Source organism: Phycisphaerales bacterium (assembly GCA_016716475.1).
Lineage (GTDB): Bacteria > Planctomycetota > Phycisphaerae > UBA1845 > Fen-1342 > JADJWG01.
This window is the reverse complement of the sequence record JADJWG010000001.1, coordinates 862,359-883,403: the sequence shown is the minus strand read 5'-3', so window position 1 is coordinate 883,403 and position 21,045 is coordinate 862,359. Positions and strand designations below refer to the sequence as shown.

The 21,045-nt window shown below is 64.8% G+C and carries 13 protein-coding genes and 1 pseudogene; 8 read left to right on the top strand and 6 right to left on the bottom strand.

All coding sequences use genetic code 11. The features are described 5' to 3' along the window. Positions 1-28: 28 nt before the first annotated feature. Together IPM18_03675 and IPM18_03670 are read right to left on the bottom strand one after the other, a co-directional pair. Positions 29-472, bottom strand: a complete 444-nt coding sequence (locus IPM18_03675; GenBank protein ID MBK9118690.1) for a DUF2203 domain-containing protein — start codon at positions 470-472, stop codon at positions 29-31. 192 nt (positions 473-664) lie between these two features. Continuing rightward, the gene (locus IPM18_03670) at positions 665-1,249 is read right to left on the bottom strand and encodes a hypothetical protein (GenBank protein MBK9118689.1); all 585 of its coding nucleotides are present in this window, start codon (positions 1,247-1,249) and stop codon (positions 665-667) included. A 225-nt stretch (positions 1,250-1,474) separates the two neighbouring features. On the opposite strand from IPM18_03670, the gene IPM18_03665 reads away from it, so the two are divergent. Continuing rightward, the gene (locus IPM18_03665) at positions 1,475-3,175 is read left to right on the top strand and encodes an NCS2 family permease (GenBank protein ID MBK9118688.1); all 1,701 of its coding nucleotides are present in this window, start codon (positions 1,475-1,477) and stop codon (positions 3,173-3,175) included. A gap of 4 nt (positions 3,176-3,179) precedes the next feature. On the opposite strand, the gene IPM18_03660 is transcribed toward IPM18_03665, so the two are convergent. The 4 genes from IPM18_03660 to IPM18_03645 form a co-directional block, all read right to left on the bottom strand. Continuing rightward, positions 3,180-3,899 carry a hypothetical protein gene (locus tag IPM18_03660; GenBank protein MBK9118687.1) on the bottom strand — a complete coding sequence of 240 codons (720 nt, stop codon included), beginning with the start codon at positions 3,897-3,899 and terminating at the stop codon, positions 3,180-3,182. Positions 3,900-4,228: 329 nt separating this feature from the next. Further along, complete coding sequence (locus IPM18_03655; GenBank protein ID MBK9118686.1) at positions 4,229-6,766, bottom strand: hypothetical protein; 2,538 nt, start codon at positions 6,764-6,766, stop codon at positions 4,229-4,231. A gap of 754 nt (positions 6,767-7,520) precedes the next feature. Further along, the gene (locus IPM18_03650; protein ID MBK9118685.1) at positions 7,521-10,337 is read right to left on the bottom strand and encodes a hypothetical protein; all 2,817 of its coding nucleotides are present in this window, start codon (positions 10,335-10,337) and stop codon (positions 7,521-7,523) included. A 588-nt stretch (positions 10,338-10,925) separates the two neighbouring features. Continuing rightward, on the bottom strand, positions 10,926-13,058 hold the full coding sequence (locus tag IPM18_03645) for a hypothetical protein (protein MBK9118684.1): 2,133 nt from the start codon (positions 13,056-13,058) through the stop codon (positions 10,926-10,928). A 254-nt stretch (positions 13,059-13,312) separates the two neighbouring features. Here IPM18_03645 and IPM18_03640 point away from each other — a divergent pair, with 254 nt between their 5' ends. The 7 genes and pseudogenes from IPM18_03640 (at position 13,313) to IPM18_03610 (ending at position 21,012) form a co-directional block, all read left to right on the top strand. Then, positions 13,313-14,125, top strand: a complete 813-nt coding sequence (locus IPM18_03640; GenBank protein ID MBK9118683.1) for an alpha/beta hydrolase — start codon at positions 13,313-13,315, stop codon at positions 14,123-14,125. A gap of 21 nt (positions 14,126-14,146) precedes the next feature. Next, positions 14,147-14,377 carry a (2Fe-2S)-binding protein gene (locus IPM18_03635; GenBank protein MBK9118682.1) on the top strand — a complete coding sequence of 77 codons (231 nt, stop codon included), beginning with the start codon at positions 14,147-14,149 and terminating at the stop codon, positions 14,375-14,377. A 603-nt stretch (positions 14,378-14,980) separates the two neighbouring features. Then, a pseudogene (locus tag IPM18_03630) lies at positions 14,981-15,232 on the top strand (collagen-like protein). 406 nt (positions 15,233-15,638) lie between these two features. Then, complete coding sequence (locus IPM18_03625; GenBank protein MBK9118681.1) at positions 15,639-16,310, top strand: PEP-CTERM sorting domain-containing protein; 672 nt, start codon at positions 15,639-15,641, stop codon at positions 16,308-16,310. Positions 16,311-16,547: 237 nt separating this feature from the next. Continuing rightward, positions 16,548-19,343, top strand: a complete 2,796-nt coding sequence (locus IPM18_03620; protein MBK9118680.1) for a hypothetical protein — start codon at positions 16,548-16,550, stop codon at positions 19,341-19,343. 127 nt (positions 19,344-19,470) lie between these two features. Next, positions 19,471-20,190, top strand: a complete 720-nt coding sequence (gene rsmG / locus IPM18_03615) for a 16S rRNA (guanine(527)-N(7))-methyltransferase RsmG (protein MBK9118679.1) — start codon at positions 19,471-19,473, stop codon at positions 20,188-20,190. Between the two features lie 51 nt (positions 20,191-20,241). Next, the gene (locus tag IPM18_03610; protein MBK9118678.1) at positions 20,242-21,012 is read left to right on the top strand and encodes an RNA methyltransferase; all 771 of its coding nucleotides are present in this window, start codon (positions 20,242-20,244) and stop codon (positions 21,010-21,012) included. Positions 21,013-21,045: the final 33 nt, after the last annotated feature.

Sequence of the window (21,045 nt, the reverse complement as noted above, 5' to 3'; positions counted from 1 at the left end):
CTGACCCCGACACAGGATCAATCGAAGATCAGTCGAAGTCACCTGTTTCGATCGGGCGGCGACCCGTTACGCCCTCGTGCAACTCGTGCCAGTGGGTGATGGTGTCTTCGCCCAGGCGCCAGCAAAGCCAGACCCGGCGGCCCTGGTACTGCGCGGGAAAATCAACGAGCCCGGAGCGCCAGTCCTTGAGGACGGCGCCGATCGACAGCAACTCGCGGTTGCGTGCATCAAGCCGTGCCACGAGCTGGTCGATTTGGCTGTCGAGCTCTTCGAGACGTTCGCGGTTGCTTGGATTGTCGCCACAGTCGTCGCGTTCGCGTCGCAACTCTCCCAGGGTGCCATAGTCGGTGATGATGTCGGTGACGACACGGCGCACCAACACCAGGGCGCGATTCGCGCGGCTCAGGGTGAAGTTGCCGGCCGACAGCGCCCGGCCTTCATCCGACGCGGCGATGGTTTCAAACGGTCCCATCCCGATGTACCTCGCATCCCGCTCCTCACCGATCTCGGATCGCCAATGACCGGTGCGAGACACAGAAGCGTAGGCGCCGCGCTGGGGGGGGTCAACGTGGTTGCGCGTAAACTGCTGCGCGGCAGTGCATTGCGCGCTATACATCCGGTAACCACGCAACGTAGTGCGCGACGGTACTACGGGGTGCATGCTTCAACCGGTGCCCAGGCCCGCGAGCGTGACGAGCACGGCTAGCACGAGGCAGGTCCCCAGCCCGAGGCACAACAGCAGTGCGGTAAGCGCGGTCCAATTGCCGCGGCGGCTCTGTGCGAGACTCACAATGCTCAGGACGAAGCCGGCCAGAAGCAGTAGAGCCATCGCGAACTGTGCGACCACGATCACCGGATCAAACGTTTCCGCCAGGGCTTTCTGTGCCTCGGCGGGTTCCCCTTCGAGCAGGCCCAGGCGCGCCAACAGCATCAACGAGCGCACCATCGCGACCCCCAGGCACAGCAAGCCGAGTAGCGTCGTGACGAGGGCATAGGTTCCCAGCGTGCGAGCGCGACGCTGCGTCGCCGGGGGCACCGAAGGGGTACGCTGAAACGTTTCGGAGGTTACTTCTTCCCGCTCTTCCCAACGCGCCGGCCGCGCTACGACCGCCGCGCCGGGCGCATACGTCGAGTGCGCTGGGATCGTCCCGGCGGAACCGCAATAGGGGCAGCGGGCCGTTTGCCCAGCCAGTTCATCATCGACTTCGATCGGCTCCGCGCAACTCTCGCAACGATACTGAATGGCCATGGCCGCGTCGTCCTCGCTCTGTGCTGGCGCCGTGCTCCGGCGCTCCGCGTCCGGCTGCTCTGCCCAGCGAATGGATGATACTCAGAGCCACGGCGCTGCGCCACTCGCACCGCTGCGAACTTGTCGCCAACGGCCTGCTGTCCCTACGATGTCTTTGGGACTGGAATCGGCGTAGCCGGGATGATCTGCCGCTACGACGGCCAAGCGCCACTCTGCGAGTTACGTATGACGACGGCCACCATGCAGCGCCCCCCGCTCTGGACCCGGGGTGATCTCGATGGATTCTTCGGCCTGATGGTGGATAACCTCGCGCAGGTGCTGCTGATCGTCGCCCTGGCCGGGTCCACCGCCTTCGCCGGTCTCCCACCGGAGATCATCTTTGGGCGGATTCTGCCCGGCGTCGCGCTCAGTCTGTTGCTGGGGAACCTGTTCTATGCGTGGCAGGCCCGGCGCAGCGCCCGGCGCTGGGGCAATCCGGCCTGCACCGCACTGCCCTACGGCATCAACACCCCGTCGGTCATCGCCTACATCTACTTCGTCATGCGTCCGGTCTACCAGGAAACCCAGGACCCGGAGTTGACGTGGGCCGTAGGCCTGTTGGCCTGCCTTGTCAGTGGGTTGATCGAGTTCGCCGGGGCTTTCTGTGCCGAACGGTTGCGCCGCGTGACGCCGCGGGCAGCGCTGCTCGGCGTGCTGGCGGCCGTGGGCATCACGTTCATTGCGGCCGACTTTGCGTTTCGCATCTACGCCTATCCGCTTATCGGTGTGACTCCGCTGGCGATCCTGCTGCTGGCCTACTTCGGACGTTTTCATTTTCCCGGCCGGCTGCCCGGCGGGCTGATCGCGGTGGTGTTCGGTACGGGAGTCGCGTGGCTGCTGGTGGCGCTGGAACATAGCGCGGTGCCGGGGACCGGCAACGGCGGTTGGCTCGCTGCGCCCGCGGCGCTGCGCCCGGAAGCCATCGTGACAGCGCTGCACGAGGTACGCTGGACACCGCCCGTGTTCAGCGGCCAGGCCGTGTGGACGCTCTTGCTCGAACGGCCCGACCTGCTGCTGCGGTTCCTGGCGGTTTCGGTGCCGATGGGATTGTTGAACCTCCTGGGTTCGCTGCAGAACATCGAGTCGGCCGAAGCCGCCGGTGACCGTTTCGCGACGGCCCCGGCCCTGGCCATGAACGGAATCGGCAGTATCGCGGCCGGCCTGTTCGGGTCGTGTTTTCCGACAACGATCTACATCGGTCATCCGGGCTGGAAGGCGCTTGGGGCGCGCAGCAGTTATTCCGTGTTGAACGGCCTGTTCTTCACCATGGCGTTCCTGTTCGGGCTCGGCGGGCTGCTGGTGAGTGTCGTACCGGTTGAGGCGGGTGCGGCCATCGTGATGTATATCGGCATCATCATCACGGCGCAGGCCTTTCAGACGACGCCGCGAGAGCATGCCCCCGCGGTGGCGCTCGCCTTTTTCCCGGCCATGGCGGCGCTGTTACTCATTACCCTGGACAACTTCACCTTCGCGCTCGGAGCCACGACGACATTCGCCGAATTGCTGCGTGCGGACCCGGCGCCGTACCAGGCCGGTCTGCTGCGGGGGTTGCTCGCGATCCGCGGTGCCAACGAGGCCTGGATCATCGTCACCCTGATTCTCGCAGCCCTGGCGACGGAATTGATCCGGCAACGCTTTCGTGCCGCGGCGGCGTGGTGTTTTGTGGCGGCGGGGCTGACGGGTCTGGGGCTGCTGCACGCGTATCGGCTCGTGGGGAACGAGTTGCATGCGCTTTTCGTGTGGGATCAGGTCGAAGCGGGGGCGGCGCAGGTTGTGCTCGAGCGGGGGTATGCGTTCGCATTGTCGTACGCCCTTGCCGGGGCGCTGTTCCTCTGGATCGGGCTCTACGCGCGGCGGGCGTCGGCGTCGGCCGTCGAAACTTCGTAGCGACTCAGGGCGCGGTCAGGGCGGCGCGCAATTGCGTAACGCGGGGATCGTCCTCGGCCAGGACCACGCTGATTTCACGGCCGGTGTCGGTACCAAAGCGTTCGAGGGCGGGGATCAGCAGGAAGTCGACGACAGCGCGGACGTCGGGGTCGGGCCCGGCGTAATGCACGGTGGCGCGCCAGAGCACATCGTCCGACGTCACTCGCTCGGGCAGTCCCGTGTTGGTGTGGCCGTTGTCGGAGATTTCCGGGTCGGTGGGTGTGCGGAAAAGCGTCAAGGTCAGAACGCGCGGGTACACGGCGTAGGTATAAGGGACGTAGAAGGTGCGGCTGGGGTAGTACGTGGTGATGGTGCGAACTCGGCCGCGACCGTCGTAGTAGCGCGCCGAGCCATAGCCGCCCGGTTCCGTGACAGAACGTGTGGTCGAGACCCAGCGTTCTGCGCCCATGCCGAGAAAGGCGGCCAGAACGAGTGCCCCGGGGCGACCTTGAACGACCTCATGGCCTTGCTGGGTGAGAAGGATCGTGATCTTGCGGCGGACTTCCGGTTCGAGCAGGGGTTCGCTCGGGGCGGTGGCGACGGTGACCTGTATCGGGCCGGTGGCGGGGGTCCGTTTGGCGTCGTGGGCGGCGTATGTGGTGAGACGCAGCTCATAGCGCGGCGCGCAGGCCGTCGTGCAGAGGAGGAGCGGGATGAGGGCGATCGAACGGCCGACGGAGTGCATGCGTAGGTTCCCTTTCGTAGATCGTGCAGGGGCCGTCCGGCGGAGGGTTCTGTTGGACAGGGCACCCAAGCGCTGCCAGATGGCGTAGTTTCGTGTGGTTGGATCGATTCCCAACACAGGGATAGATGAACTTGCCGGGATCGGTCGCACGCCTTGAGTGTAGGCAGGGGATAGTGAGAAGGGCTGCGGTCTACACGCGGTGGGCTGTCCTTCCAGGCCAACACGTCCGTACGCCAGGTGTTGTGCAACAGTCGCGGGTCGGTGATCCGGGGATCACCGACCCGCGTGTGAGCGAAAACGCTCGTCTCTCCGATGTCAGAACGACGCGCTTACGGGCACACGCTCACGCAGGGCGGGGGCGGGGCCTTCAGCAGGCCGATGAACGGCGAGATGTCGGCGAAGTTGACCACGCCGTCACCGTTGGCATCGCTGTTCAGGTACGGGCCGAAACCGGCACCGAGGTTGCACGTCCAGTTGCCCGCATTGCCGGCCTTGATCGCGGCAATAAACGGCGAGATGTCGGCGAAGTTGACCACGCCGTCACCGTTCGAGTCACCCGGGCAGGAAGACGGCAGGCAAACCGGACCACTGAGCGCACCCATCGGCCGGATCATCAGGTTGTACGGGAACCCGATATTGGCCATGGTGTTCAGGGCAATGCTGTACGCAGCGCCAAGATCGTTCGGATCAATGGGCGGCGTAAACCCGGTCTGCGAAGCAATCAGCCAGCTCCGCTGGTTGTTAGGACCGAAGTCGAACGACAGCGGGTTGCCCGGCGCCACGACCGTCTGAATGATGAAGCCGACGAAGTACTTCTGCCCGACGTTCAACGTGATCGGCGGCAGCACGTGGTTCTGGAACACGGCCTGAACGGTTGAGCTGTTCGGGTTCGTGATCGTGATGTTACCCGTGCCCGCGCGCAGAACCTGAGCATCGGCCGGGTTACCATCCTGGTTCGGATCGCTCCAGATGTACACGCTGTATGGCAGGCCGAGGATGGTGGCCTGAACCGGCCACGCGACGCGCACACCGTAGATGGTCTCGTGGCCTGCCTCGACGTCGAAGCTCACAATGCCGGCAAAGTAAGCCGTCGCGCCGGCAAAGCCGAGGTTGCCCTGCTTGAAGCCGGTATCCCACTGCTGCTGCCAGAGCGGATCACCCTCGCAGGCATCAAGAATACCGTTGTTGTTGCAATCTTCGCCCGTGCCGGCGAGCGCCGGGTAGACGGTCGCGCAATTGCCGAGGCCGGCATTGAGTTCGCACGCATCCGGAACGCCGTTGTTGTTGCAGTCCGGATCACAGGCGTCGAGCACACCGTTCCCGTCAGCATCGGTCGTCGAGTTGATCTCGCAGTCGTCGGGGATGTCGTTGCCGTTGCAGTCGTCGGAGTTGCCCGTGAGGATGTCGCAGATATCGGGCGTTCCGTTGCCGTTGCAGTCCGTCGCGAAGTCGCAGGTCGAACCGTCACCGAGGTACACGCCGCCCTGCAGGAAGCAGTTCACGTCGGCGATGTTGTCGGTGCAGCCGCCGGCGCCACCGCAGCAGGCGCCCGTCGCACACGGGGCCGCTGCCGGGATGATGATGACCTGGATGTCACTCATGCACCCGGTCTGCGAGTCAATCACGAGGTAGAGGTTCTCAGGACTGGCCGGGAGCAGGACGCTTTCGAGCAGGACCTGGCCGGAGGTGTGCGCCAGCCCGTAGAGGCACGGCGTGCCCACGCACTGGTCATCGATGACGACCGCGAAGTTGGAATCGGGTCCGAGGTTCTGAACGAGGATATCTACGCAGATGTCCTGCGCGACGTCGAGCCGATAAACCAGGTCCTCGCCGCCGGCGAATGAGCCCAGGCAGTTCGTCGAACTGACCGGGATGCTGTTGAAGCGGCCGCAGGTCCGGTTGGTGTCGGAGTAGCCGGCGAAATCCGTGCCGATCGTGACGACGACCGGTGTGTCGCAGGTGTCGCCGGTCTTCGGGCAGGCATCACAAGTCGTGCCGCCGCCCTGGTAGTCTCCGGCGAGCGTGGCGCAACCGGCCTGGGTAGTCACCTGGCAGTTGTCGAGGCCGCCGAGGCAGCAGCCACCCTGGCAGGGGTTCGGATCGGTGCACTGCGAGCCGTCACCGAGGTACGTTCCACCCTGAGAGTTGCAGGTCGACGCGGGCATGGGACCGCTGCAATTGCCGCCGACGCAGCAGGCGCCTTCGGGTGCGGCTGCAATCACGTTGACGGTGTAGTCTTCGACTTCGCCGTACTGGATCGTGCCACACGGTCCGGTGCCGGGGTCCGTCGCCCACTCCAGCCGAATGCGCATACGCGTCTGACCGAGTGTCGCACCTACCGGTACATGGATATTGCCAGTGAACTGGCCGTTGGAGGTGTTCGCTGCCAGGTTGTACCGCTCGCCGGCCGGATAAACGGCGTCATCGAAGGTCTCATCCTGGTTCCAGTCGATCCAGACGCGAACCTTGTCTCCGGGAGGGTCAAAGTCGAACGGGTTGACCACCACGAGAATCGGGTAGACCCCGTTACGCGCCACCGTCGTCGAAATCGCGGTGAAGTCTGAGTACTTGGGTACGTTGGGGTCGTTGGCCGGAGCCGGGCACTCAGACGGATTGTTGATATCGACGAACTGTACGAGTGCGATCTTTTCGAAGTCGCAGCGCTGCGACGAGGCCTCGCAATAGGCGCGGGTGCCGCCGTCATAATCGGGTACCGGCTCGGCCTCAATCGCGATTCGAATGCTGTTGGGTGATTCGAGTTGCGTAAAGCCAGGCCGGAACAAGTCCGACTGGGCCATCGCAAACGTTGCTGCGGCCGATGCGCAACACGCCGCCGCCAGCAACTGCCAGCTTCTCCGGATCCTCATGTGTAGGTCTCCCTTTGTTCGCACACGACCGGCCGTACAGGCCGCATCCAAATGCGGTCATGTTCGGACGGCCCGAAGCCCTCGTGACCAAGCGCTGTCCCAGCTTCCGCAGGCCTACGTAGCCCACGGCTGCCAGCGCAGCACAACCATTGAACACGCCGTGCGGACGATTCCGCGTACGGTGATCTACCGAGTCCGCAGACTCGGAACGCGCGAAGCCACAGAGATTTGCATGCGGGCTTCTCGCTCCCACTGCCCAAGCGCCCGACGGCCGGCACGAACGGGGGGATCGCCGCTCATGGCCGCGTGGTCCACGGTCGGACCCCATGCGCCGCACGCCAGCAAATTCGAATCCGACCCAGGCGTCGCGCACCCTGTTGCACGCGTGGCGACGACCGAATCGCACGGAGGGTCGAACTCGAACCGTCTCCGATGGCACCGGCAGGCGCCACCGCAGCTACTCTCTTTCTAACGCCGCATGTATGAAAGTGTCAACCAAAGATTGCATTTCTCACACATTTCGAGCCCTTACACACGGCTATCGGACGGAGGGGCGGTGGAATTGGACCGTGCGCGCCCGTGGGGACAGGCAGGTTGCAGTTCTGATCGGCACCTGGGGCGGAATCTGCTCGACGTGGCGCCTTACGCCCGAGGTACAGAGGCAGGTTCGACAAGAGCCGCGGGTCGGCGATCCGGGGATCGCCGACCCGCGTATGAGCGAAACGCTCTACTCTCCGAGGTCAGAACGACGCGCTTACGGGCACACGCTCACGCAGGGCGGGGGCGGGGCCTTCAGCAGGCCGATGAACGGCGAGATGTCGGCGAAGTTCACGACATTGTCACCATTGGCATCACTGTTCAGGTACGGGCCGAAACCGGCACCGAGGTTGCACGTCCAGTTGCCCGCATTGCCGGCCTTGATCGCGGCAATGAACGGCGAGATGTCGGCGAAGTTGACCACGCCGTCACCGTTCGAATCGCCCGGGCAGAAAGGCGGCGGCAGGCACTCGGGACCCGTCAACGCGCCCATGGAGCGCACCAGGAAGTCGCCGCTGAAGCCAATCCCTGTGAGCGTGTTGAGCGGGATGTTGTAGCCCGTACTGCCCAGGTCGTTCGGGTTGATCGGGTTCGTGGCGAAGTTCGCGGCGCCGACGATCCAGCTCTTGCCGACATCGGGCGTCGTGCGATCGATGGCCATCGGGAACTCGTTGGGCTGCGTCCGGATGATGTAGCCCACGAAGTACTTCGTTCCCACCGGCAGTGTCAGTGGCGGCAGGACGATGTCCATGAACGTCGCCGTGGCCGCGGGGCCACCCTGGACGACGACGTCAGCGCCTTCGCGCAGCACCTGGGCGTCGTTCGGGTTGCCGTCCTGGTTGGGGTCGCTCCAGATGAAGGCCCGGAACGGCCGGCCGTTGGCCACCGAAGTCGTCCACGAGATGCGGAGGCCGTGAATGGTCTCATGGCCGGGCAGTACGTCAAAGCTGACGATTGCGGCGAGGTCCGCACCGGCAGCAATGCCGAGGTTGGTCTCGCGAATGCCATCATCCCACTGCTGCTGCCAAGTCGGAGTGCCTTCGCACTCGTCGGGCACGCCGTTGAAGTTGCAGTCTGCCGAGCCACCTGCGGCCGGGAAGACGGTGGCACACTGGCCGGCGGCGGCGTTGACGTCGCAGCCGTCGGGGATGCCGTTGTTGTTGCAGTCCGGATCGCAGGCATCGAGCACGCCGTTCGCATCGACGTCGAGCAGCGGATTGAGCGCAATGTCGCACTCATCCGGAATGCCGTTGCCGTTGCAGTCCTCCGAGTTGCCCGTGAGGATGTCGCAGATGTCGGGCGTGCCGTTGCCATTGCAGTCGGCGGCGAAGTCGGCGCACTGGGTGCCGTCACCGAGGTACACGCCGCCACCGGCAACGCAGGCATTCTCACCCAGAGCGTCGCCGCAGCCACCCGGGCCGAAGCAGCAGGCGCCGGCGCAGGCCGCGCCGAGGGGGGCGCCCATCGGGCGGATCATCAGGTTGCCGGGGAAGTTGATACCCGCGAGCGTATTCAGCGGAATGCTGTACGCGGCCCCGAGGTTGTTCGGGTCGATTGGGGGCGTGAAGCCGGTCTGCGAGGCGATCACCCAGCTACGGTTGGCGTTGGTCGTGCTGTCGATCGGGAGCGGGAAGGCGGGGCCGACCAGTGTTCGCACAATGAAGCCGACGAAGTACTTCTGCCCGACGGGCAGGGTGACCGGAGGCATCACGACGTTCTGGAAGACCGAGGGCACCCCGGTGCCGTTCTGGATGGAGATCACGCCGCTGCCCTGGCTCAGCACCTGGGCGTCGTTCGGGTTGCCGTCCTGATTCGGGTCGCTCCAGATATAGGCCTGGTAGGTCAGACCGGTGAGCGGGGCGCCGGTCGGCCACGCAATGCGCACTCCGCGGATCGTCTGCTTGCCGGCTTCGACGTCGAAGCTCACGATGCCCGCCCAGTAAGCGGTCGCGGTGGAGTTGAAGCCGATGGCCTGCTCACGGATGCCGTCGTCCCAGGCCTGTTGCCAGGATGGGTCACCTTCGCACCAGTCGGGGATCCCGTTGAAGTTGCAGTCGATTGCCGTACCCGCGACCGCCGGGTAAATCGTAGCGCAATTCCCGAGGTTGGCGTCGAGTTCGCAGGCGTCCGGGATTCCGTCGTTGTTGCAGTCGGGATCGCAGACGTCAAGGACACCGTTGCTGTCGGCATCGGTCGCCGGGGTGATCTCGCAATCATCAGGAATGTTGTTGTTGTTGCAATCATCGGAGCTGCCGTTGAGCAGGTCGCACAGGTCCGGCGTGCCATTACCATTGCAGTCGGTCGCAAAGTCGCACGTCGTCGCGTCGCCGAGGTAGATACCTCCTTGCAGGAAGCAGTTCACGTCCGCAACATTGTCGGTGCAACCGCTCGTGCCGCCGCAGCAAGCGCCAACGGGACAGGGGGCGGCCGCCGGAATGATGATGATCTGAAGGTCAGTCACACATCCGGACTGCGAATCGATCACGAGGTAAAGACTGTCGGGCCCGGCGGGCAACAGGACACTCTCCAGCAGCACTTGACCGCTGGTCTGGGCGAGGGCGTAAAGACAGGGAGTGCCGACGCACTGGTCGTCGATTACGACGGCGAAGTTGATTTCGGGCGCGCCCAGGTTCGCGACGAGGATGTCGACACAGGTGTCCTGTGCGACGTCGAGACGATAGACCAGGTCCTCGCCGCCGGCAAACGCGCCGAGGCAATTGGCGGCATTCACGGGGATGGTGTTGCCACGACCGCAGGTGGTGGTCTGGTCCTGGAAACCGCTGAAGGTCCCGTCGATCGTGACGACAATGGGGTCGTTGCAGGAATCGCCGGGAGCGCGAGCCCCGCCCAGCCCAGGTGCAGGGACGTTGCCAGACTCGTCCGTGACGACTTCGAATGCCCGCTCGATGGCATTACGTGCATGGAGCTGAGCGAAACCGGGCCGGAACACTTCCGACTCAGCCAACGCGAAAGTAGCGACGGCCGACGCACAACACGCCGCCGCCAGCAAATGCCAGCTTGTTCGGATTCTCATGGGGCTTTGTCTCCCTTGGCACACTGGATCTGACCCGTGCGGCCATACCGCTGTGGTTTGCGGGCAGTATCCTTTCTCCTGATCCACGCTGCCCAGGCCGTCGCCGTGCGACGCACCTGAAATTACCTGTGCAGCGCCTGCATTCATCATCCAGGCACACTGCTGAGGTTGCACATGACCTCAGTACATGTGTGCGAGTGAAGAATGCCAGTTGCCGGGCGACCGGCATTCTCGGTTACGGCCACCCAGTGATGAGCCCTGGGGGCCACAGACATCATTCTGGAAAAACGAAACCTTCGGCCATCGTGCTGTGAACATGGGGCCGCAGACTCACTCCCAACCGTAAAAGAGCGTGCCCGCGAAGCATGTGTGATCCGCCCGGAAGGCATTCTCTCCTTGGATCTCCCGAGCTGCGACCGCAGCATGATAGTACTTCTAACACGTGTCGGGCCCGGGTGTCAATGGAAAGTGCATACCGTGCAAGGATGAAGCGATTCCGTTGAAACTATCGGACGATAGATGCCCCTTCAGGTGCGCGGTGCAGCACGCCACCTGGCAGTCCCGCCGTCGGTGCGGACCGGCAACGGATTACTGTGCGGCGGCCGGCGCGATGCGGTAGTGACCGATGCACTGGGCGAGGTTTTCGACCTGCGTGTTGAGTTGCTCGCGATCGCGCGCCAGGGCTTCGAGTTCGGAAACGACCTTGCGCTCGGCGGTGGCGAGTTCGGCCGCCCGGCGCTCGAGGGTTCGTTCGCGCTGCTGCACCTCGATGCTGCGCCGGTCCAGTTGCTCACTGTGAGCAACGCATTCGGCGGTGCGGTTCTCGACTTCGAGAGTCCGCTGTGCAACTTCGGCCGCACTGGTTTGCAGAGCCCGCAGGGCTTGTTCAAGGGATAGGGTGCGCTCGTCGAGGTCGCGGGTTCGCTGCTCGAGCTCGAACTCGCGACCGGCGAGAGCGGCCGACTCCGCCTCGAGTGTGCTCGTGCGCCGGGCGGTTTCCTCGTCGAGGGCACTGGTGCGACGCGTGCATTCCGCGTCCAGCTCGGCGATTCGGCGGGCCATGTCCTGCTCGAACGCGGCCGTGCGGCGCGCCAGCTCCTGCTCGATGGACTCGATCTGGGCGCGGCGCGCGGCGAGGGTGCGGGCTTCGTCGGCCTGGGTGCTGGCCTGCGTGGCGAGTTCGTGCTCGCGCTGCGTGAGGGTGGCGTTGCGGTGTGCCAGGTGGGCGCTGAGTTCGGCGCACTCATCGGCGCGGGTGTCCACATCTCGAGCGCGCTGTTCAACCTCACCGGCGCGGGCTTCCAGGGCGTGGCCGGTCTGTTCCATGACGGTGGCACGCTGGTCAAGATGGTGGGCGCGCTGTTCGAGGTCCGCCGTGCGTTTGGTAAGCTCGGCGGCGACGTCCTCGAGTGCGCGGTTGCGCCGTACCTGCTCCTGTTCAGTCTCGTCGAGTTTCGCCCGGCGGGCGGCCAGGGCGCCGGCCTCGCCGGCCTGGGTGGCGGCCTGGGCGATCAGTTCGCGCTCACGCTGTGCAATTTCGGCAGCGCGGCGGTCGAGTTGCACGCCCTGGGCGGTGCAATCGGCCTCGAGAGCGGCGAGCGCCTCGGCTTGTTGTGCGAGTTCTGCGGCGCGGACCTGCAGCGCGGCCGTGGTCTGTGCGAGTTCTGCGGCGCGGGCTTCCAGTTCGCGGTCGCGCTGTGTGATTTCGGCTGCGCGGGACGCGAGTTCGGTGGCCTGCGCGTCGAGTTGCGTGGTACGCGCGGCAACCTGTTGTTCGGCCTGTGCGAGCTGGGAGCGGTGCTGGGCCAGGGTGTGGGCCTCGGCGACCTGGGCGGCGCCCTGGGCCGCGAGCTCGCGTTCCCGCTGGGCGAGTTCGAGGCCGCGCTGCATGAGGGCCTCAGACTGGGTGACGATGCGGGCTTGTTCGGCGTTGATGCTCTCGGTGCGCTCGGCAAGGATGGCCTCGCGTCCGGCCACGGCGGCGCTGCGTTCGGTGAGATCCTGTGTCTGCTCCTCGAGGCGCCGTTCGCGCGTCGTGAGATCCTCACGGCGGGTTTTGAGGACGGCCTCGTCCCGGTCGAGTTCGTGCCGACGGGTCGAGAGGGATCGGGCGGTGTTGCGGAGGAAGGCCTGCCGGGCGGTGAGCTGGCTGTCGCGTGCGGTCAGTTCCGCGGAGCGGAGATCCGCGTCGCGGATGCGGGCCTGGAGCAGCGTGGCCTGTTCGCCGATTTCCTTGGCGCGCGCGACGGAATCAGCGTCGCGTGCACCGATGGCTTGTTCGCGGCGGTCGAGGCGGGCGGTGCGCTCGGCGGCCTCGGTGCGACGTTTCTCCAGTTCAGCGGCGAAGCGCTGCAGTTCCTGGCTGCCCTGCTCCAGTTCCGCAGCGACTGACTGGGTGCGGGCGATCTGAGCGTCGAGTTCGGCTGCGCGGGCGTCCAGTTCACGGGCGCGGGCGTCGAGTAGGGCGGACTGCGGTTCCAGGTCGGAGCGGAGTTGTCGCAAGGTATTGGCACGGGCCGACAGATCCTGTGACAGGCGCCGCCAATCCTCGGTCCGGCCGCTGGGGGGAGACGAAGGGGCTCCGGTCCGAAGGGTTGTCCCCGGTGCGTCGGCCGTGAGTACGAAGCCGCTCGGAAGCGGTGTGCGGCGCTCCGTCTGCGTGGGTACGGGCGGGGTTTGGGGCGGCGCGTCGCTCGTGGTGGAGGCCGTCTTTCTGCCCATGAGTTCTTCCTCGGGTCCTCGCCCGGTGATCGTTTTGCCAATCGCACCGCGCGCTGCCCCCGCCCTGGCTCTCGCGCACCGCTTTCATCGTCCGAAACAGCAGACTCGTTAAGATCTCCGGTGACAGGGCTGATGGGCGCGCGTCAGACGCTATGCTGGTGTGGCCGCAGGTCTCATAAAGTCAGGTGTGTATTCGGCCCGCGGTGTGGTCGGTGCTAGCCCGACTCCAATGACCCTGGATTCAGGAACGGCTCATGCTGCCCGAGCGAAAGCGCCTGCGGTTTACCGGCTCGACGGGACACGAAATTGCAGCCCGGCTGGACCTGCCCACGGGCACGCCGCGGGCGTTCGTGCTGTTTGCGCACTGCTTCACCTGCACGAAGGACCTGAAGGCGGTGAACTGGATTGCGCGGGAACTGGTCGACCGCCGTATGGCGCTATTTCGCTTTGATTTCACCGGGCTCGGTGAAAGTGCGGGTGATTTTGCCGAAACCGGTTTTACCTCGAACCTGGCGGACCTGCTGGCCGCGACGAACTACCTGCGCACACAGTATCGGGCGCCGGCGCTGCTGGTGGGCCACAGCTTGGGGGGTACGGCGGTGCTGGCAGTCGCAGGCCAGGTACCCGAATGTGTGGGCGTGGCGACGATTGCGGCACCGAGTGAAACCGCCCACTTGATTGAATTTCTGTCACGGCAAACTCCGCCCGGTTTCGGGCCGGAAGATATTGCCCAAGTGGACGTGATGGGGCGGCCGGTACGGATCAAGGGGCAGTTGCTCGACGATCTGCGGCAGCATGATGTTGCCGCAGCCGTGCGGGGATTGGACCGTCCTCTGCTGATCATGCACTCTCCGGACGATGAGGTCGTGGATATCGCGCACGCGCAGCGTTTGTTCGAGTTGGCGCGGCATCCGAAGAGTTTCATCGCCCTGGAGGGTGCCGATCACTTGTTGATTGCACGGGAAACAGACGCTCGATACGTGGCCGCGGTGCTTGCGACGTGGGCGGAACATTACCTCTCCCGTGCGACGGGTCACGGCGGGTCAACTGGAAATCGTGGGCTGTAGACCGCGTATAATGCTGGAATCATGAGTCAGACCCGATGCGAATGTCGGCAGCTTAGTTTCGTGGGACTGCGCAGCTATGCGCGGCGGCACGGGATTACCGACCTCGACGAACTGATCCGTCGCACGGGCTGTTGCACGGGCTGTGGTACGTGTCGCCCGCACCTGGTCGCGTTCCTCGCGACGGGCGAGTTGCAGTACGGCGAAGTGCGTTTCCGAATACCGGACGTCGATGTGCCACTGCCGGGGGAGTGAAGGGTGGACGATTCGATCCGGATCAATGCGGGTGTCCGGGCCGTGTCCTGAAGCCGCTTCATACCCCTATATTTCCCCGTAATTACCGCCAGGCAGCCGGTCGAGGTTGTCGGTGATCGGCTGCTGGCCGGGGTGCGGGATACAAAGATCTTGTTCGTGGAACGCAACTACGAGCACTTGTCAATTCTTTTTTTACCGCACGGGCGAGATTTGGAGAGATTCACCGCCAGGTCGGCCTAAGCTTTGGTACGAGCAGCTTGTACGGTACTCCGGCCAGGCAAGCGCTGACACGACGGCGGTTGTACGCTCCACACCCGCGACGGACTCTCTCCCCAGGAGGTACGTGTGATGTTCGAAGCGCGACGTAGCGTACTCGTGACCGTGCTGTTGGCCAGTACGCTTTCACTCGGCGGGTGTCCGGTGATCAACCCCGGAGCGGCGCTCTTTTTGCAGGATTGGGGGCGCGACCTGCTCACGATTCCGGCGGCCGTCATTATTAGCGAGCTGATTGATGAGGCGCAGGGCACCAATCGCCCCGTCGATACGGATGCCATTGCGGCGCAAGTGCTCGACCAGATTCAGGCGGAATTCGATGCCGGGCGTCTGGGTGCCACCGTGGGAGTTCAAGGGCCAGCCGGTCCGCAGGGTGAACCCGGTCCGGTGGGACCGCAGGGTGAGCCGGGCCTGACCGGCGCTACAGGTGCAACAGGAGCCACCGGTGCGACCGGCGCCACGGGCGCCACGGGAGCAACCGGAGCAACCGGTGCCACGGGTGCGACGGGTGCGACGGGTGCCACGGGTGCGACGGGTGCGACCGGTGCGACGGGCGCCACCGGTCCGGCGGGTCCACAGGGCGTGGCTGGAGATTCTCGGATTGTGGCGGTTGGATGCGTGGACGCGGTGAGCGGTGGGCCATTGAATGGCTTTGGCTTCAACAGTACCTGGGCGGCCCCGGGGCGTTACGTCGTCGCGTTGCTAGGTTACGACTTCCCGGTCGGGTTTGATCCGAACGACCTGGTCATCATCCTGTCACAGGATGCCCTGGCGCAGAAGCAGATCACCGCGCACTTCGATCCAGTGCTCCAGCAGTATGGTTTCGAGGTGAATTTCCAGGACTTTTTCCTGAACCCGATCAACACGGGCTTCTGCTTCTACATTCTGGATACGAGCGTAGACCCGTTTGATGGGGGTATTCCTCCGGCCTGAGAGTGCCTGCTGTGTGATAGCTGCGGCCTGCAAGTGCAGAAGTAAGGAGGCCACCATGAAAGCATCGCTGATATTGACAACCCTTGCGCTGGGTGCCCTGGTCACTCACGGGGCGACGCTTACGACAACGCATTACGGTTCCTTTGCCCAGGTAGAGCCCGTGCTGCAGTTCGCGCCGCCTTTTGATTTCGAAGCGCGCGGTGCCTCGGAGACGTTGCGGATCGCCACTCTTGCTAATGGCACTGCCGAGGTCGAACTCCCGAAAACCCCCAATCCTTGGCAGAACGGTTTGCCGCACGCCTTCCGTGTGACATATGACGCGAATACGCAGCGGGCCGGTTTGATTTTCGACACCGTCTTCTCGTCGAGCACCGAGGTGACGTTGCGGCCCGAAACCAACGCGTTGCTCATCACGGCGTTCACGAGTGTGCCCGGCGGCAGCGTGCAGCTCAACAATCTGCAGTTGCTCAGTGGCCTGAGTGTCTATGGGATCAGCACGTCCGCGGTGGCGGACGACAATCAAGGATTCGACCTCGTGCTGCTGTTCACGGATCTGCCGCTCACGCAGAGCTGGGCGCTCGGTGGCCAGGTGACCTTCGCCTGGCCGGGTGATCTCCCGCTTGACAACCAGCAGTGGTTCTCCGTGTCACCAGCCGTCGTGCCTGAGCCCGCCACCGGTGTACTTTTGCTGGGTGGCTTGCTGCTTGGGTTGCGGCGCGCCAGGTAGCACAGGGGGAGGTGATGGCTTCCTGAGTTGTCCGGCTGGCCGGTGGTCAGACGGTTTACGGGGGGGAGGGGGCGTCGAGGCGGCAAGTTTAAGGCATTTTTCTTTGACTGGCCCGGTATCGACGGTAGACTGAATAGTGTTATGGGCCGACGGCGCGTTCGGGCAACGCTCCGCTTACATGTCTAGCACGTGACTAGCCGATGTCCCTGCGCTCATTCGGCCGGAAAGGGGTTGAGCATGCTCACCCGTACCGCCGCATCGGTTCTCTCGATTGGGATTCTGGGTGGGGTGCTGGTCTCTTCCGTTGCACGAGCGGATGACCCCGTGTGCCTGGTACCGGGGGTGGAGTGCCTCGCCGTCCCAGTGCCTGGGCAGTGGACCTTCGGGACCGAGCTGGTGCCCCCGCTGCCGCCGAATTTTTTTGGTCCTGGCACCGTGGCCCCGAATGGTCCGGTGCCGGTCATGGGTATCGAGGGCGGACCGGCGCTGCTGATTCAGCGGCCGCTGCAAGTCTGCCGTGACTCCGACCAGCAGGACCACTTGCTCGAAATCCCGATCGAGCTGGTGCAACTACAGCTTCAAAGCGTTGCGCCGATCTTTGTCCCTGGCAGCGGGTCGTGGCGCATGGAGATCCTCTGTCCCACTCCGGCCCCTGGGCACATTACGCTCGAGAACTGGGAGCCGTATGCCGGCGGCTGGCTGCATGTCGAGCTCTTCGTGCAGCCACTCTACCTGTTCCACAAACTTGAGCCCCCCTTCGAGACGCGCGCCTATGACACAGCGCTGGCAGGACTGCCACCGATTCCGTTGTCTACTCCCGCGGGAGTGGCGATTCCATGGGTGGAGTTCGGGGTGTGGGGCACGTGCAACCAGGCGGCAATCCTTGGATTGTACAGTGATCTGGTGGTGCCCGGGCCGTGCAGTGCGCCGTTCCCGCTGGTGACCCCCGACGGGCTGAGCATTGTGCTGCCCACGCAGCAGCCGGGCGCGCCACCTTGCGGGCCGCCGCCGAACGACTCCTGTGATACGCCGTTGTTGCTCTCCGGAGATGTGCTGGTACCCCTCAATACGCTGTTTGCGACACCGAGTGGCCCGGGGGGCTTCGTGATCGGCCCCAACCTGTGGTTCGCGTACATCGCGGAGACGACCGGTGTGCTGCGGATCGACACGTGCGGAAGCGAGTTCGAGACGCGCATCGCGGTGTACGACACCCCGGCTTGCGGTCCGGAGGCGGTGCCGATCGCCACCAGCAGTGACTATCCGGGCTGCTACCTCGGCACGCGTCTGCATACCCGTGAACTAATCGCGGGAGAAATCGTGTACATCGAGGTGGGCGGCCTGCACGGCACTCGCGGAGTCGGGTGGCTGCAACTGTCTCAGAACGATGACGTGTGCGTGCGCAGCATCACACCGTACCGCCCGCCGCACTTTGATGTGAACGATGACGGTGCGCTCGATCTCCTCGACCTGGCCCCGCTGCAAGAGTGCTTCACGGGGAGCGACGGCACCGCCACGATGTACTGCGAGTGGCTCTTCAACACGAATGTGGGTACGGCCGTGGATTTCGCGGACGTGACGCTCTTTCTGGAGTCCCTAACAGGGCCGGTGGGGCCACCCATGCCGACTGCGGAACCGCTGGCGGCGCTGTGTCCGCGGGACGGGTTGGTGACCACCGATGGCCGCCCGGGCTTCGCGTGGAACCCCTGTGATATCCCGGACCCGGCGCTGCGCTACCGGCTGTCGCTGCACCGCGTGCCGGCCGACCTGACACCGGCCGATGCGCTGCTGCTGACCGCACCGCAATTCGTGCTAGAAGATCTCGTGCAACCATGGGTGAATTATCCCTCGCAAGCCGCGCCGCTGCTGCCGGGCAAGACGTACGTGTGGCAGGTCGAGGCCTACAGTCTGCTGATTCCCGGCAACGTGTTGTGCAGTGGACCGGCGAATCGTGTGGTTGCGCAACCGGTGACACCGGAAGAGAAGCTCGCTGATCTGTTGCGCGAACTGGAGCGCATCGGTCGCGAACTCGAGAAGGCCGGCAACGATCTAGAGGAAAATCCCCTCGTCAAGGAAGTGCGACTGATCGAGTTGATTGGAAGCATTCTGCGGGGTGAGACCGACCTGGGAGCGGAGGCGGTTGCAGCGCTGCAGGCCTTCATCAACTGTGACAATAACGCCTTGAATGCGCTCGATGCCGACAAGCTCGACAAGGCCTTGGCGACGTTGCAGGCGGTCATCAAGTTGATCCTGGTCGCGGAGGATCTGAAGCCGGCCGCTCGCACGGCGCTGAACGGGCTGATTGACCGCATCCAGCAGGTGCGTGACGGATTGGCCGACCTCCAGACGATCAAGGAGTTTACCAGCCCGGACTTTGACATCTGGGAATATCTGAAGAAGCAGTTGCACGAGGGCTTCAACAAGGCGGTCAAGGAGCTGGCTGAAAAAGCACTGGCCAAGGTGCTCGGCAAAAAAGCGGCGGGTGCCATCCTCTCCATCGTCCTGGACCTGTATGCCTTCGGTGATGCCCTGTTCAAGCTGGCGACGATTGAGGACCTGCGGCGGGCCTGGAACCTGCTGCTGTTGCAAGCGATCACTGCGGCCGGCCAGACCGGTCTTGCGATCCCGTGTGACTACGAGTGGATAAACCGGTACGTCTGGACGAACTGCAACGAATACACGGGTGCCAAGTTCCGAGTGGAGCCCTGGGTCAAGTGCTGGCGGCCGAAGCCGGGGGGGACCGCTGGTGAGGGTTCGTGGGTGGATTGCGCGGCCTCGTTCACCAATCAGGGAACGACCACCTATGGCGACAAGGAGGATGCTACCCGCATCGAATTCGGCAGCGGCGACATGACAGTGGTCAAGCCGCAGCCATCGCCGCAGCGGCAATATCACTTCAGTCTGAAGTTCGATACCGAGTGCGTGGGGTCCGGCCCGTGCGTGATCGGTGTCATGGTCGAGATCACGAAGAGCAACGGTGAGAAGGAGAAGATGATCTTCCTCTCCGGTGCCAAGTCTCCGCCGGCCGGGGACTAAGTGCCGTCGCGGACCGCGGGGGGGAGCCGCGGTTGACGAATGAATCGCGAGCGGGTGCCATGCGCGCATGCAGCGCGACGGGCACCCGCCGGCGTGCGCGGGCCGAGCAGCGCTGCGAATGATTTGCGTGGCGGATGCACGAGTGACCCACGATGAGTTGACTGCGGCCGGATTCGTAGTCGCACCGGCGGCCTATGCGCGTTTGGCGGCTTTCGTTCGAGCGCTGCAAGCCGCGAACGAGCGCACCAACCTGGTGGCGACCTCGGACCGGAGTGAGCTCTGGCGGCGGCACGTCTGCGACAGTCTCGCGTTGCTGCCGCTCATGGCAGAACGTCGGCCCAACCTGCTGCTCGACTTGGGAACCGGGGGCGGATTGCCGGGAGTACCGCTGGCTTGCGCGGCCCCGGGTCTGGAGGTCGTGCTCGTCGACAGTGTCGGCCGGAAGCTGGCGCGCGTGCGGGAACTCGTTGCGGCCCTGGGGCTGGTGCAGGTCCGGGTAGTACCGGGGCGGGCGGAGGTCCTGGCGCATGCGCCGGAGTGGCGTGAGGTCTTCGATGCGGTGACTGCGCGGGCCGTCGCGCCCTTGCCCGTTCTGCTGGAATACGTGGCCGGTTTCGTCCGCGTCGGCGGGGTGTGCTGGCTATTCAAGTCGGCGGGCGGGGCTTCAGAGGAGACCACGTCAGCCGTGGCCGCGGCCGCGCGTTGTGGACTGGTGCTGCGGCCGGCCTACGAGTACCGCTTGCCGGGGGAGCAGCCGGCGCGCGTCATGGTGACCTATGAGAAAGTGGCGCGCTTGGCGGCGGACCTGCCGCGGGCGCCGGGGCGGGCGCGGAAGAAACCGCTTTGAGTCGAGTGGGCACGGTGCGCAGCTGGCACCGGGCCGCTACAATCCGGCCGTATGCTTGCCCGCATCCGGATCGTGCTAGTTTCGCCCAGTGGCTCTGCGAATGTGGGGGCGGTCTGCCGCGCGATGGCGAACATGGGGCTCTCAGACCTGGTGCTGACCGCGCCGCGCTGCGACCCGCGCGATGCGACGGCAGTGGCGTACGCGAAGCACGGGGTAGGTCTGCTTCACACCGCCCGGGTGGTCCCGGATCTTTCTGCGGCGCTGGCGGATTGCGTGCGGACATTCGCGACTTCGTCGAAGCTCGGGCTTTATCGCCGACAGGCCGCCGTAACCCCGGCGGAAGCGGCGGTCGAGGCGCTGACACAGGCGGTGCAGGGTCCGGTTGCCCTGGTGTTCGGGCGTGAGGACTATGGGCTGCGGAACGAGGAATTGCTGCAGTTCGATCGGGTTGTAACCATCCCAGCGGACGCATCGTACCCGGTGCTGAACCTGGCGGCGGCGGTCATGCTGCTTTGCTATGAGGTGCGGCTGGCCTGGCTGCGGGCCGAGGGGCAGGCACTACTGCCGATGGCGATCGACCCGGGCGTGGCGACGCACGCGCGCAAGGAGATCATGTTCGCGAAGCTGTTCGATGCGCTCGACGGGATCGGGTTCTTCTTCGGGCAGAATCCGGATCATCTCAAGTTTGCGCTGCGACACCTGCTGGGGCGCGTGGATCTGGGCGTGAACGAGGCGGACATTCTGCTGGGGATGGCGCGGCAGATACGGTGGTACAAGGATCATCACCCCGACCGGCGTGATCCTGCCCCGCAGGAAGCGTGAGCCGCGATCTGAAAATGCTGGGCAGTGTCGGCG